The 12765-nt window shown below is 63.0% G+C and carries 13 protein-coding genes and 2 tRNA genes; 6 read left to right on the top strand and 9 right to left on the bottom strand.

Going from position 1 to position 12765, the window contains the following annotated elements:
* Nucleotides 1-70 precede the first annotated feature (70 nt).
* Entirely contained in the window at nucleotides 71-823 is a 753-nt protein-coding gene (locus tag LCH97_RS14380) for a pteridine reductase (protein WP_227302290.1), read from the bottom strand.
* 174 nt (nucleotides 824-997) lie between these two features.
* Between LCH97_RS14380 and LCH97_RS14375 the strand changes: the two genes are divergently transcribed.
* The 4 genes from LCH97_RS14375 to LCH97_RS14360 all read left to right on the top strand — a co-directional run bounded on the left by LCH97_RS14375 (nucleotide 998) and on the right by LCH97_RS14360 (nucleotide 3017).
* Nucleotides 998-2152 carry a class I SAM-dependent methyltransferase gene (locus LCH97_RS14375; RefSeq protein WP_227302289.1) on the top strand — a complete coding sequence of 385 codons (1155 nt, stop codon included), beginning with the start codon at nucleotides 998-1000 and terminating at the stop codon, nucleotides 2150-2152.
* A gap of 89 nt (nucleotides 2153-2241) precedes the next feature.
* Nucleotides 2242-2318 (top strand) — tRNA-Met (locus tag LCH97_RS14370).
* Between the two features lie 34 nt (nucleotides 2319-2352).
* A tRNA-Met gene (locus LCH97_RS14365) sits at nucleotides 2353-2429 on the top strand.
* Between the two features lie 69 nt (nucleotides 2430-2498).
* Nucleotides 2499-3017, top strand: coding sequence for a GNAT family N-acetyltransferase (locus tag LCH97_RS14360; RefSeq protein ID WP_227302288.1), 519 nt, complete (start codon nucleotides 2499-2501; stop codon nucleotides 3015-3017).
* On the opposite strand, the gene LCH97_RS14355 is transcribed toward LCH97_RS14360, so the two are convergent.
* The 7 genes from LCH97_RS14355 to LCH97_RS14325 form a co-directional block, all read right to left on the bottom strand.
* Complete coding sequence (locus LCH97_RS14355) at nucleotides 3003-3572, bottom strand: cysteine hydrolase family protein (protein ID WP_227302287.1); 570 nt, start codon at nucleotides 3570-3572, stop codon at nucleotides 3003-3005. The genes LCH97_RS14360 and LCH97_RS14355 overlap by 15 nt on opposite strands.
* 118 nt (nucleotides 3573-3690) lie before the next feature.
* Nucleotides 3691-4533 (bottom strand): 2OG-Fe(II) oxygenase family protein, encoded by an 843-nt coding sequence (locus LCH97_RS14350; RefSeq protein ID WP_227302286.1) that lies wholly within the window; start codon nucleotides 4531-4533, stop codon nucleotides 3691-3693.
* A gap of 106 nt (nucleotides 4534-4639) precedes the next feature.
* Complete coding sequence (locus LCH97_RS14345) at nucleotides 4640-5416, bottom strand: DUF3658 domain-containing protein (RefSeq protein WP_227302285.1); 777 nt, start codon at nucleotides 5414-5416, stop codon at nucleotides 4640-4642.
* The gene (gene cysE / locus LCH97_RS14340) at nucleotides 5413-6195 is read right to left on the bottom strand and encodes a serine O-acetyltransferase (RefSeq protein WP_147685135.1); all 783 of its coding nucleotides are present in this window, start codon (nucleotides 6193-6195) and stop codon (nucleotides 5413-5415) included. The genes LCH97_RS14345 and cysE overlap by 4 nt, the downstream gene beginning before the upstream one ends.
* Before the next feature lie 133 nt (nucleotides 6196-6328).
* The gene (rng, locus tag LCH97_RS14335; RefSeq protein ID WP_147696026.1) at nucleotides 6329-7825 is read right to left on the bottom strand and encodes a ribonuclease G; all 1497 of its coding nucleotides are present in this window, start codon (nucleotides 7823-7825) and stop codon (nucleotides 6329-6331) included.
* A gap of 23 nt (nucleotides 7826-7848) precedes the next feature.
* Nucleotides 7849-8445 carry a nucleoside triphosphate pyrophosphatase gene (locus LCH97_RS14330; RefSeq protein ID WP_227302284.1) on the bottom strand — a complete coding sequence of 199 codons (597 nt, stop codon included), beginning with the start codon at nucleotides 8443-8445 and terminating at the stop codon, nucleotides 7849-7851.
* A 125-nt stretch (nucleotides 8446-8570) separates the two neighbouring features.
* On the bottom strand, nucleotides 8571-9353 hold the full coding sequence (locus LCH97_RS14325) for a 3-hydroxybutyrate dehydrogenase (protein ID WP_227302283.1): 783 nt from the start codon (nucleotides 9351-9353) through the stop codon (nucleotides 8571-8573).
* Between the two features lie 160 nt (nucleotides 9354-9513).
* On the opposite strand from LCH97_RS14325, the gene LCH97_RS14320 reads away from it, so the two are divergent.
* Together LCH97_RS14320 and LCH97_RS14315 are read left to right on the top strand one after the other, a co-directional pair.
* Entirely contained in the window at nucleotides 9514-11148 is a 1635-nt protein-coding gene (locus tag LCH97_RS14320; protein WP_227302282.1) for a methyl-accepting chemotaxis protein, read from the top strand.
* A gap of 51 nt (nucleotides 11149-11199) precedes the next feature.
* A complete protein-coding gene (locus LCH97_RS14315; protein WP_227302281.1) occupies nucleotides 11200-11886 on the top strand; it encodes an ABC transporter substrate-binding protein in 687 nt (228 codons plus the stop codon).
* 54 nt (nucleotides 11887-11940) lie between these two features.
* On the opposite strand, the gene LCH97_RS14310 is transcribed toward LCH97_RS14315, so the two are convergent.
* Nucleotides 11941-12717, bottom strand: coding sequence for a ThiF family adenylyltransferase (locus tag LCH97_RS14310; protein WP_227302280.1), 777 nt, complete (start codon nucleotides 12715-12717; stop codon nucleotides 11941-11943).
* Between the last annotated feature and the right edge of the window lie 48 nt (nucleotides 12718-12765).

Raw genomic sequence — 12765 nt, 5'->3', positions numbered from 1 at the left:
TTTGTACCACCGCCACACCGGCTTTTTTTCACCAGCGTGGCAGGCGGCTGCGCGGCTAGGTTGGCCGCAACTACAGCACCACGCTGCGGCCACCGTCTACCGCCAGGATCTGACCGTTCACATAGTCGGTATCAAACAGCAAAAACGCCACTGCGCGGGCGATGTCGTCCGGCACGCCGGTGCGCTGCAGCGGGATGGTGGCTTCGATAGCCTGGCGCTCGGCGCTGTCGAACGATACTTCGTCTTCCGGCCACAGGTTTACCCCCGGCGACACGCCATTAACACGCACCTGCGGCGCCAGCTCCAGCGCCAGGCTGCGGATCAGCTGCGCGTGGCCGGCCTTGGCCAGGCTGTAAACCAGGTGGCGCTTCATCGGCCGCTCGGCATGGATGTCCACAATACCGACAATGGCGCCGTGGTTGGCCGCCAGATACGGCGCGGCGGCCTGGGCCAGAAACAGCGGTGCCTTGAGGTTGCTGCCCATCAAGTCGAACCAGTCCTGCTCGCTGATGCGGCCAACGTCGGTGGGGTAAAAGCTGGAGGCGTTGTTCACCAGCCCGTCCAGCCGGCCGAAGCAGCCCACGGCGTCGGCCACCAGCGCCGGCAGCGCCGCCGTATCCAGCAGGTCGGCCTGCGCCAGCGCCACGGTGTCGGGCCGCTGCGCGTTCAGCTCGGCCGCCAGCGCCTCGGCTTGCGCCCGCGAGCCGCGGTAATGCAGCACCAGCCGCGCGCCACGCGCGTGCAGATGGCGGGCGATGCCAGCGCCAACACGGCGCGCGGCACCGGTAATGAGCACCACTTTGTCGTTGAGCAAGTTGTTCATGCTGGCCCCTTTTGCATGGAGTATGTGGCAAGGCGCTTGGCGTCTGCGCGCCAATTAGCGACAATCCGCCATTCTAGTGGCAGTTGCCGCCAGACACGAGAACTCGCTGCTGCCAGCACACGGCAGCCGGTGCGCCCGGAGCGCACCGCCACCCGCCAGCCGATGTAAAACACCATGACCCTGCCCCAGCCTTCCGCCGACGCCCTGGCCATCAGCCGCACCCTGGCCACCACCCTTGCCGCCGACATCGCCGACAACGGCGGCTGGATACCGTTTTCGCGCTTTATGGAGCAGGCACTATACGCGCCGGGCCTGGGCTATTACACCGCGGGCAGCCGCAAGTTTGGCGAAGGCGGCGATTTTGTCACCGCACCGGAGCTGTCGCCGCTGTTTGCGCAAACGCTGGCACGCCAGCTGGCCGCGCTGCTGCCGCAAACCGCCGGCCACCTGCTGGAGTTCGGCGCCGGCACCGGCCGCCTGGCCGCCGACCTGCTGGCCGAGCTGGAAGCCCTGGGCCAGCTACCCGCGAGCTACACCATCGTCGACCTGTCGCCGGACCTGATCGAGCGCCAGCGTGCTACCGTGGCCGAGCGCGTACCGCACCTGGCCCACCGCGTACAGTGGGTGGCCACGCTACCAGCCAGCTTCGACGGCATCATGCTGGGCAACGAAGTGCTGGACGCCATGCCGTGCGAACTGGTGAGCCGCCAGGTAGACGGCACGCTGCAGCAACGCGGCGTTACCGTACTGGACGGTGCCTTCTGCTACGAAGACCGCCCGTTTACCGATGCGGCACTGGCAGGGTTGGCAGCAGAGCTGATACCCGCCACCCCCGGTTACACCAGCGAGATCAGCCTGGCCAACCGCGCCTTTATCCGCACGCTGGGGCAAACACTGCAACGCGGCGCCATCATCATGATCGACTACGGCCATAGCGCCAGCGAGTTCTACCACCCCGAACGCCATATGGGCACGCTGCTGGGCCACTACCGCCACCACACCATCCAGGACCTGTTCTACCTGCCCGGCCTGATGGACATTACCTGCCACGTGGACTTCAGCGCGGTGGCACAAAGCGGCATCGACGCCGGGCTGGACCTGATCGGCTACTGCAGCCAGGCGCAGTTCCTGATCAACTGCGGCATCACCGAGCTGCTGTCGCACCTGGATGCGGCCAACGTGAAGCAATACCTGCCGCTGGCCAAGGCCGCGCAGCGCCTGCTGTCGCCGGTAGAAATGGGCGAAACCTTCAAGGTAATCGGCTTTGGCAAAGGGGTAGATATCGACTGGGCGGGCTTTGCCAGTGGCGACCGCTGCTACACGCTATAAACCCGGCCGCAGGATTTGCACGAAATCTATTGACAGTGCAAAAACGGCTCGGTTATAGTTCGCAGCCTTGATGCAGCGCATCGAGATGTGGCGAATTAGCTCAGTCGGTTAGAGCGACGGAATCATAATCCGCAGGTCCGGGGTTCGAGTCCCTGATTCGCCACCACAGTTTGCGAAGCACTGCTTCGGCAGGGTTTCACGGCGAATTAGCTCAGTCGGTTAGAGCGACGGAATCATAATCCGCAGGTCCGGGGTTCGAGTCCCTGATTCGCCACCAACACAAAAAACCAGCCTTCGGGCTGGTTTTTTGCTTTCTGCCTCTTTTGCTTACCCTCACCGCAAGTCCATGCAGCACAGCACTATCGTTTTACGCACCATGCAAGCCGCCGATTTCGGCGCCATCCTCGCCATCCAGGCACAAAGCTACCCTTCAAACCTGATCGAAAGCCGCGACGCCCTGGCCTCGCGCCATGCGCTATCGCCCGATACCTGCTGGGTAGCCGAACACGGTGGCGAGGTGAAAGGTTATGTGTTTGCCCACCCGTGGCACGGCGATACCCCGCCGCAGCTGAACCAGCCGCTGGCCCGCCTACCACCACAACACGACACCCTGTTCATCCACGACATGGCACTGTGCCGCAGCACCCGTGGCCGTGGCGTGGCACCGCGCCTGCTGGCCCGACTGCAGGACAAGGCGCGCGAGCGCGGCCTGCGCTTTGCGCGCCTGGTGGCGGTGCAAGGCGCCCAGCACTACTGGGCGCGCCACGGCTACCGCCCCTACCCGCTACCGGCGGCCAAGCTGGCGTGCTATGGCGACGACGCCACCGGCATGGTGGCCGAGTTGACCTCATCAGACGCCGGCTAATTCCGCCAGCACCTCGGCGCTGGTCTGCACAGTAGCGTATTCGCCGTGCAAATTGGCCAGCGCCATGGCGTGCACGGTTTGCGCGCTGTGCGCCACGCCGTCGAAGTCGTGCTGTGCGTAGGCGTAGCAGCCATCGGCCACGACCCGCACGTCAAAGCCGAGGTTGCCGCCGCTACGCGCAGTGGCCTCTACCGAGTTATTGGTGCTAACACCCGCCATTACCAAGCGGCGGATGCCGCGCTGGTGCAGCCAGCATTCCAGCTGGCTGTGGGTAAAGGCATCCGGCACGTGCTTGTCCACCACGTGTTCGTGCGGTAGCGGCGCCAGCGCCGGCTGCCATTCCACCCCGTCCTGCCCCGGCCAGAACGGCGAGCCTGGTGTGCGCGACAGGTGGCGTACATGCACCACCGGCTGCCCGGCCTGGCGCCAGACGGCCAGCAGGCCCGCGATCACCGCCTCGGCGCCGGGGTTGTTACGCGTGTGTGCCGGCATGCGCTGCATGCCTTGTTGCATGTCGATGATGATCAGTGCGCTCGGCGCGGCAAGCTGGGTCATGCAGCAGTCTCCACAGGCAAAGTGCCATTCTAGCCGTGCTTGCGGCCAACCTTGCGCGCAAAACAAAACCCGGCGCTGTCGGGGGAAAGGGCCGGGCTGATCAGGCAGCTTGGCTGGCTTACATTTTCACGCCCAGCTCGCGCAGGCGTTCGGCCAGATAGGCGCCGGCGGTGTAGCGCTCGGACAGCACTACTTCGTCACGCGGGTGCAGGAACAGCGGCAGCGACACGCGGCTCTTGCTGGCGCCTTCGCCGGTGGGGTTCACCACGCGGTGCTGGGTGGACGGGTAGTAACCGCGCGACGCTTCGCACAGCATGTCGCCGATATTGATGATCAGCATGCCGAAATCACAGGGCACGTCGATCCAGCTGCCGTTCATGTCCTGTACTTGCAGGCCCGGCTCGTTGGCCGCCGGCAGAATGGTCAGCAGGTTGATGTCGCCGTGCGCAGCGGCGCGCAGCGAGCCGGCCGGCTCGCTGCCGGTCAGCGGCGGGTAGCGCAGCACGCGCAGCAGCGTTTTCTGGCTGCCCTGGATCATCTGCGACAGCGGCTCGCTGTAGTTGGCCGCAATGTCAGCCGGCGTGTACTGCTCTACCCAGGCCAGCAGCTCTTGCGCCAGCGTGTTGGCGGTGTCGTAGTAGCGCATGGCGTCGTCTTTCAGCTGCGCCGGAATGCGCCCCCACGGGTAGATGTGGAAGTATTCCTTGATGTCTTTCTGGGTGTGGCCCTTGGCGGTTTCGGAGATTTCCGGCGAGAAATAGCCGTCCTGCTTTTCTACCGAGAACGCGAAGTCGTGCTTTTCTTCGGTGCCGAAGAACGTCAGCCAGTTGCGGTAGATGCTTTCTACCAGGTCTTGCGGGATAGGGTGGTTCACCAGTACGCCGAAGCCGGTTTCGTGCAGGCTCCGGGTGAACTGTTCGGCCGCGTCGGGCGCGCGGTAATCGACTACGCGTACGTTCATGTCGGGTTTCCTCGTGTGGCGGCACGGCGGCCGCAAACCGGCGCACCAATGCAAAGGCGGCGCATTCTACGCCGCCTTCAAGCTGCGCGGAAGTACCCCATTTGATTTACCAATGGCATATAAGCGGCATGGCACCGGGTACATTTTCACGTTTCAGCACACCGGCATCGACCAGCTTTTTCACGCGCCAGAACAAAAAGCTATCGCTCAGCCAGGCTTGTTCCTCGCGCCCCATCACTTCGCCTACCAGCCTTGCTACAGGCCACTTGCCGGCCACTTTTATGGCATTGACAAGTGCATTGTCGTAATGATCGATAGGGTGCTGCTGTAGCGCGCCTTGCGCATCGAGGTAGCGTATTCCATCGCCATGTTCCTGCCAGTAACGCCACTGTGCGGCCAACTGTTCGCGCTCGCCGGCCGTCAGCAAGCGGGCTTGGGCAAACAGCTCCGGCAGGACTGGCGGCGGCTGCATGCCCATGCAGCTGCGCTGCCCATGCTGTGGTACTGCCACGTGGTACAGCGGGGTATCGGCGTGGGCGTGCTCGGCCAGCATGCACAGCATCAGCCACTCGCCGGCGTGGCCACCGGCCCAGGCGTACAGCGGCGCACGGCGCTCGAAGGCCTTCAGCTGCGCCTTGCGGCTGGCCCAGTAGGCCTGGACGAAGTCTTCGTCCTGCTGCGGCCACCAGTCCTGCGCCCACAGCACTGCGTTCCAGTAACCCATGCGCGCCTGCGGGTCGATCAGGTCGCAATCGGCCAGCGGGCCCTGGCTGAAGTCATCCTGAAAGCACAGCACCTCGCCCGGCAATACACCATCGGCACACAGCTGCTGCAGCGTGGCCGCCGGCGACGGCATGGCAAAGTGGATGGGGCTGGCGCTCATACGCGCTGGTCCATATCTAGTGCCGGCGTGCCCGGACAAAGCTGAGCCACCACCCGGGCCGGTACGCCTACCACCGTGCAGTGCGCCGGTACGTCGTCCAGCACCACGCTGCCGGCGCCCACTTTGGAGCAGTCGCCAATACGGATATTGCCCAGGATGGAAGTATTGGCGCCGATCAGCACGCCATCGCCCACTTTCGGGTGACGGTCGCCGTGGTCTTTGCCGGTACCGCCCAGCGTCACGCCTTGCAGTATCGACACGTTATTGCCGATGACGGCGGTTTCGCCCACCACAATGCCGGTGCCGTGATCCAGCATGACGCCGTGGCCAATCTTGGCTGCCGGGTGAATATCGGCGCCCATTACTTCGGAAATGCGGTTTTGCAAGAAATACGCCAGCGTCTTTCTGCCTTCCTGCCACAGCCAGTGGGTAATGCGCTGGCTTTGCAGCGCGTGAAAGCCCTTGAAGTACAACAGCGGGGTGGAATAGCTATCGCACGCCGGGTCGCGCTCAAAGCAGGCGGTAATGTCGGCGCGTACCGCCTGGATAATGGCGGGGTTGGCCGCAAAGGCCTCGCGGAACAGCTCCATCAATGCGCGGGCGTCCATCACCGGGCTGGCCAGCTTGCTGGACAGGTGAAACGCCAGCACGTCTTCCAGCGTGCCGTGGCGCAGCACGGTCATGTGCAGGAAGCTGGCCAGCAATGGCTCGTCGCGCACAGCCAGCTCGGCCTCCTGCAGGATGGCCAGCCACAGGGTGTCATGGGTGCTTGCAGTCATGCTCTTACCTTTACTTGTTCTGCTTGCCCTTGTTGGCGGGCATAAAAAAGGGCGCTGCCTGCCGGCGCGCCCTGGGGTAGATATGGTACGCGGCCAACTTGCAGCTGATGGCACCGCGCCGGCCTTTCAAGGCCTACATCAGTACCACGTCGAATTGTTCCTGGCTGTAGGTGCTCTCTACTGCCAGCGAAATCGGCTTGCCGATAAAGTCGATCAGCATGGCCAGGCTTTGCGATTCCTCGTCCAGCAGCATGTCGATCACGCTTTGTGCTGCCAGGATGCGGAAGCCTTTGGCGTCAAAGCGGCGGGCTTCGCGTACGATTTCGCGCTGGATCTCGTAACACACGGTTTGCGCGGTCTTGATCTCGCCGCGCCCCTGACACACCGGACACGGCTCGCACAGCACGTGGGCCAGGCTCTCGCGGGTGCGCTTGCGCGTGACCTCTACCAGCCCCAGGCTGGTAAAGCCGTTCAGCGTCACGCGGGTGCGGTCGCGCGCCAGCGCCTTGGCCAGCTCGGACAACACGGCTTCGCGGTGCTCGGCGTTATCCATATCGATGAAATCGACAATGATGATACCGCCCAGATTGCGCAGGCGCAGCTGGCGTGCCAGCGCCAGCGTGGCTTCCAGGTTTGTCTTGAAGATGGTTTCGTCAAAGTTGCGATTACCGACAAAACCACCGGTGTTCACATCGATGGTGGTCATCGCCTCGGTCTGGTCGATGATCAGGTAGCCGCCGAATTTCAGGTTCACCCGGCGCGACAGCGCCTTGTCGATCTCGGTTTCGATACCGTGCAGCTCGAACAGCGGGCGCTCGCCGCTATAGCGTTCGATCTTGGCCACTGCCGACTGCACGTAAGCCTCGGCAAACTCCACCATCTTGCCGTAGTTCTCGGTGGAATCCACGATCACCTTTTCGGTGTGGTCGCTCACCATGTCGCGCAGTACGCGTACCGCCAGCGGCAGGTCTTCGTACAGCAGGCTTTGCGCCGGCAGATGCTGCGATTTGTAGCGGATATCGGCCCACAGCTTGGACAGGTAGCCGATATCGGCGCCCAGCTCGGCATCGGTAGCGGTTTCAGCGCTGGTACGGATAATGTAGCCGCGCGGCGCACCGTCCGGCAGCTGTTTTTCCAGCCGTGCCTTCAGGCTGTGGCGGTCGGATTCCTGCTCGATCTTCTGCGAAATGCCGATATGCTCTTCCTGCGGCAGGTGCACCAGAAAACGCCCGGCCAGGCTGATCTGCGTGGACAACCGCGCGCCCTTGGTGCCGATCGGGTCCTTGATCACCTGCACCAGTACGGTCTGGCCTTCGAACAGCATTTTTTCGATGCGTTGCGGCTCGGACGGGTGCTGGCGCTGCTCCAGCACGTCGGCAATATGCAGGAAAGCGGCGCGTTCCAGGCCGATCTCGATAAAGGCACTCTGCATGCCGGGCAGCACGCGCTTGACCTGGCCCAGGTAGATATTGCCCACGATACCGCGGCTGGCTGCGCGTTCGATATGCAGCTCCTGCACCACGGCGTCTTCCAGCACCGCTACACGGGTTTCCTGCGGCGTAATATTGACCAGAATCTGCTCTTTCGGGCGCGGCAGGTCACGGGGTAGCGGAATGGGTTGATGCAGCATGGCAGGGCTCCGGGGGTAGCTCATCAGGGAAACTGGAAACCGAAGTTGCCAAGAATCTGTGCGGTTTCATGAATCGGCAAGCCCATCACGCCACTGTAGCTGCCATCGATGCGGGTAATGAAAACGGCAGCGCGGCCCTGGATGCCGTAGGCACCGGCCTTGTCGAACGGCTCGCCGCTATCGATATAACGCTGGATTTCGTCTTCGCCCAGCGGCTTGAACGTCACATGGGTCACGCTGGTGCGCACTTCGATATGCTCGCCCTGGCGTACCGCCACGCTGGTCACGGCCTGGTGGCTGCGGCCGGAAAACGCCTGCAGCATGCGGCGGGCGTCGGCGGCGTCGGCGGGCTTGCCGAAAATCTCGCCGTCTTGCACTACCGTGGTGTCGGCGGCCAGCAGCGGGCGCTCGGGCAGGCCACACTGCTGTACCACTTGCCAGCCGGCAGCGGCTTTCTCGCGCGCCAGGCGCTCGGTGTAGGTGATGGCGTCTTCGCCAGGCAGAACTGCTTCGTCGATATCGGCGTGGATACGCTCCAGGCTGACACCCATACCGGTGAGGATTTCACGGCGGCGCGGGCTGCCGGAGGCCAGATAAATGCGGGAATCTTGTGCGCTCATGATGGGAACGGTTGGTCATCTAGCGGGCTAGATTACCAGAGCCGGCGCCTGCGGCATATGCCGCAGGCTTGCGCTGGCGCAAGCCTTTGCCTTGCCAGGCCTGCGGCCAACCCTGCCGCCTGCGCTTACTGCGCTGTCCAGCCACCGTCTACCGGCAGCGCCACGCCAGTCAGGTTGTGCGCCCAGTCGCCGCACAGCATGGCTACCGCTTCGGCAATATCCGCCGGCTGGCTCATGCGCCCGGACGGCTGCTTTTCCAGCACCAGATCGCGCGCTCCTTCGTCGCGGCCAACGCCCAGCTTGGCGGCGCGCGCCAGTATCTGCGGCTCGATCAGCGCGGTTTCCACCCAGCCTGGGCACACGGCATTCACGGTGACACCCAGGCCGGCTGTCTCCAGCGCCGCGGCCTTGGTCATGCCCACGATGCCGAACTTGCTGGCCACGTAAGGCAGCTTGCCGCTGGACGCTACCAGGCCGTGCACCGAGGCAATATTGATGATGCGGCCCCAGCCTGCGGCCAACATGCCGGGCAAGCACAGCTGCATCAAATGAAACGCCGCCGACAGATTGACGGCAATAATGTCGTCCCACTTCTGCGCCGGCATATCCAGCAAAGGCGCGGCGTGCTGCATGCCGGCATTGTTCACCAGCACGTCTACCTGCCCGAAATGCGCCAGGACGGTTTCAGCCAATTGTCGTGTGGCGTCGCCACTGCGCAGATCGGCGCTGAAAAATGCGGCGTCTGCCGCGCCGGCGCTGCGCACTGCCGCCAAGGCAGCGGTCTGGCCTGCCTCATCCGCCAAGCCATGCAAGGCTATACGCCAGCCGTTGGCCGCCAGGCGGCAGGCTATCGCCAGACCAATGCCACGGTCGGCGCCGGTAATGAATGCAGTTTTCTGCTGCGGCATGCTGTACCTCCTTCACTAGCCTGATTGCATGAATGCAACTTTTTCAATTGGATGTAGCAATTATTTGCGACAATTTCGATAAAAATTCTTAGGCATTTTTGATTAATGAAATAATGCCAATATCAACCCCACACCACACCCTGCCCGAGGTTTGCCACCCATGTCCTGGTTACACCGTGTGAGTATCCGTACCAAACTGGTTTGTCTGTTTGCCCTGCTGAATATCCTGACCGTGCTGTCTTTTTCGGTACATAGCTATCTGCGCAGTAGCGAACAAGCCATTGCTGTCATCGACACCCGCCTGAATGCTACCGCCCGCGCCATTCCCACACTGCTGGGCGAGCCGTTTCTGGCCAGCATGTTTACCCCCGGTAGCGTCAGCCCGCAACAGATGCTGAACAACGCCAGCCGCATGGACAACTACGCCCGCCAGTTTGGTGTGAAATATCTGTATATGTTGTGGCAGAAAGACGGCAAGGTAGTCTACCTGGCCGATGGTGCCGGCGAGGCGGAACGCAGCAGCGACAAGTACGGCCACCATCTGGAAGCCTACGAAGCCAGCGCCGGTTTGCTGCAAGCCTTTGCCAGCCAAAGCGTGCAGTACGACGAATACACCGACAAATACGGCACCTTCCGCTCCATTTTCCTGCCGGTCAGCATCAATGGCCAGCAAGTCATCCTGGCTGCGGATGTCCCGCTGGAGCAAGCCATGGCAAGCCGCCAGGCAGTATTGCAAGAGGTGCTGCTGATCGGCGCGCTGTCCTTGCTCTCCGGCCTGGCCGTTTCGTGGCTGCTGGCCAGCATGTTGGCCGCATCCATCAGCAAGATTGCCCGTCATATCGCCCAGCAAGCCAGCGAGCGCAACCTGGGCGGCAAACTGAACGTTCGCGGCAGTGACGAGGTCGCCCAGATGGCGCACAGCTTCAACCAGCTATGCCAGTCGGTCAGCCATACCCTGCACGAAGTATCGGACAACGCCAGCCAGACCTTCCACAGCGCGGAAAACGTGCGCCAGAGCACCCAGCACATGCGCGAGGCCGCCAGCCGTAGCCAGCAGTCGCTGCACACCTTGCACAGCTGCAGCGACGATATCAGCGCACTGAGCGACCAAAGCAGCCAGATGCTGAATCAGGCCCAGCAACAGCTGGCCAGCGTAGACCAGGAGCTGGCGCTATCGCGCGGGGCCGTCGGCGAGCTGAGCCACGGCATGCACCAGCACGTGGCAGACAACCGCCAGCTGGCGCAACGCTTTGAGGCGCTGTCTGCCGACGTGCAAAACATTACCGGCATCTTGCAACGCATTGCCAGCATCTCGGAGCAAACCAACCTGCTGGCGCTGAACGCCGCCATCGAAGCCGCCCGCGCGGGCGAAGCCGGCCGCGGCTTTGCCGTGGTGGCCGACGAGGTACGCAAGTTGGCAGGCCAAACCCAGGCCACACTGGCCGAAACCGACAGCTTTGTCGGCAAACTGCTGCAAACCATACGCGACACGGCAGGGGTGATTACCACCCAGGCCGACGAGGCAGACAAGCTATCCGGCTGCTCGGCTACCGTGCAAAACACGCTGGAGCAAACCCGCAGCCTGCTGGCATCGCTGCAGCAGGCATTTGACATGAACGTAAGCCATAGCCAGGAAATCCGGCAGCACATCCACACCATGGGCCAGCATATGCAAACGCTGGGTGGCGAAATAGCCAGCAACCGCGAAGAGGCAGACAGCCTGTCTACCGAAGCGGCCAGCATGGAAGAATGTTCGCGCTTGCTCAACAGCTCCTTGCAAGGCTTCCGCTTCTAAGCCGGCGCCCAGGGTATATAGTACCGTGGCAATACTTATCGAAGCCTGCCGATGCCAAACGTGCTACGCCTGGCCGTTGGCCTGACCAAGCTACCTTATGTAGAAGAAGGCGGGCGCAGCGGGCTGGAGGCGGCGCTCGCCATCGCGACCCTGACGCAGGCGGGCTACCAGGTGAAGGTAGTCCAGCTACCGCAGGCACGCGGGCTGGCCATGCTGAAGGAGGGGCAGGTGGATGCCATGATCACCCTGACCCCCGCGGCCTCGGATGCCCTGTTCTACTCGCAGCCGCTACTGTATTACCGCAACCGTGCCATCGCCCTGCACAACAGTGGCATTGTCCTGACCCAGCTTAGCGACCTGTCGCGCTACAGCGTGGCCAGCTTCCAGAACGCGCGATTGTTGTTCGGTGCCGACTTTGCCAATGCGGTAGCACGCTCGCCCAACTACAGCGAACACGCTGACCAGGACACCCTGAACCGCCTGCTGCTGAACCGCCGGGTCGATGTCATCATCAGTGACGAGTTCATCTTTCGCGCCAACCCGACCCAAACCGACCTGAGCGGCCAGCGCCACGCTAAGGTCAGCTACGCGCTGCTGGGTAGCTCGCCGCGCCATGTCGGCTTTGCCAACGTTTACCTGCGGCAGCAATTCGATAACGCGCTGCTGCAGCTGAAAACCAGCGGCGAGTACGAACGCATCACCCAGCAGTATCGCCAGCGCTACCAGCTGCCCAATTGAAAAACGCCCTACCCTGCAGGGGTAAGGCGCTTGGCGCGCACACTGCGGCCAACCTTATTTACGGCGCTTGCCCGCCAGATCGTTCAGCACGCACGACGCGGCAAACAGGCCGAAGCTGGCGGTCACCACCACGCTGGCGCCAAAACCGGCGCACGACAAACCCTGCGGCCCGCGTGCGTCTCCCGTATCGCAAGCCTGCGCCTGTGGGTACACCAGCGGCTCGGTGGAATACACACAGCGCACGCCCAGCTTGCGCCCCGGCTCGCGGCTAAAGCCATAGTGGCGGCGCAAGGTATAACGCAGCTTGGACAGCAAAGGGTCTTCGGTCACCGCGCCCAGGTCGGCAATGGCAATGCGCGTCGGGTCCATCTGCCCGCCCGCACCTCCCGACACCACAAACGGCTGGCGGCGACGCACACACCAGGCCGCCATGGCCGCCTTCACCTTCAGGCTATCGATACAGTCCACGATATAGTCAAAACCCTGGCCCAGCATGGTGTCCAGGTTGTCTTCGGTGACAAAGTCTTCTACTTCGGTCACCACGCACGCCGGGTTGATGGCGCGCACGCGCTCGGCCAGCGCAGTCACCTTGGCCATACCGTATAGCGGGTCCAGCGCCGGTAGCTGGCGGTTGGTATTGGACTCGGCAATATTATCCAGGTCGATCAGCGTCAGGTGGCCGATACCGCTGCGCGCCAGCGACTCCACTACCCAGGAGCCCACCCCGCCCACGCCCACGACACATACCTTGGCCGCAGCAAAGCGCTGCAAGGCCGCTTCGCCATATAAGCGGGCGACACCGCCAAAGCGGCGATCCAGATCGGCTTCCATGCCAGACTCCCCAAACAAAACGGCCAAGCATAACCAAGCAGCCGGTAC

This window comes from Vogesella sp. XCS3, assembly GCF_020616155.1.
In the GTDB taxonomy this organism is placed as follows: Bacteria; Pseudomonadota; Gammaproteobacteria; order Burkholderiales; family Chromobacteriaceae; genus Vogesella.
This window is presented reverse-complemented; position numbering and strand designations above follow the sequence as displayed.

What these genes read in the sequence shown, in the direction of transcription:
- rng (WP_147696026.1), bottom strand. Translation starts at nt 7,825, where the DNA reads ATGCTGCATCAACCCATTCCGCTACCCCGTGACCTGCCGCGCCCGAAA.
- LCH97_RS14380 (WP_227302290.1), bottom strand. Translation starts at nt 823, where the DNA reads ATGAACAACTTGCTCAACGACAAAGTGGTGCTCATTACCGGTGCCGCG.
- LCH97_RS14310 (WP_227302280.1), bottom strand. Translation starts at nt 12,717, where the DNA reads ATGGAAGCCGATCTGGATCGCCGCTTTGGCGGTGTCGCCCGCTTATAT.
- LCH97_RS14375 (WP_227302289.1), top strand. Translation starts at nt 998, where the DNA reads ATGACCCTGCCCCAGCCTTCCGCCGACGCCCTGGCCATCAGCCGCACC.
- LCH97_RS14360 (WP_227302288.1), top strand. Translation starts at nt 2,499, where the DNA reads ATGCAGCACAGCACTATCGTTTTACGCACCATGCAAGCCGCCGATTTC.
- cysE (WP_147685135.1), bottom strand. Translation starts at nt 6,195, where the DNA reads ATGACTGCAAGCACCCATGACACCCTGTGGCTGGCCATCCTGCAGGAG.
- LCH97_RS14345 (WP_227302285.1), bottom strand. Translation starts at nt 5,416, where the DNA reads ATGAGCGCCAGCCCCATCCACTTTGCCATGCCGTCGCCGGCGGCCACG.
- LCH97_RS14330 (WP_227302284.1), bottom strand. Translation starts at nt 8,445, where the DNA reads ATGAGCGCACAAGATTCCCGCATTTATCTGGCCTCCGGCAGCCCGCGC.
- LCH97_RS14325 (WP_227302283.1), bottom strand. Translation starts at nt 9,353, where the DNA reads ATGCCGCAGCAGAAAACTGCATTCATTACCGGCGCCGACCGTGGCATT.
- LCH97_RS14355 (WP_227302287.1), bottom strand. Translation starts at nt 3,572, where the DNA reads ATGACCCAGCTTGCCGCGCCGAGCGCACTGATCATCATCGACATGCAA.
- LCH97_RS14350 (WP_227302286.1), bottom strand. Translation starts at nt 4,533, where the DNA reads ATGAACGTACGCGTAGTCGATTACCGCGCGCCCGACGCGGCCGAACAG.
- LCH97_RS14315 (WP_227302281.1), top strand. Translation starts at nt 11,200, where the DNA reads ATGCCAAACGTGCTACGCCTGGCCGTTGGCCTGACCAAGCTACCTTAT.
- LCH97_RS14320 (WP_227302282.1), top strand. Translation starts at nt 9,514, where the DNA reads ATGTCCTGGTTACACCGTGTGAGTATCCGTACCAAACTGGTTTGTCTG.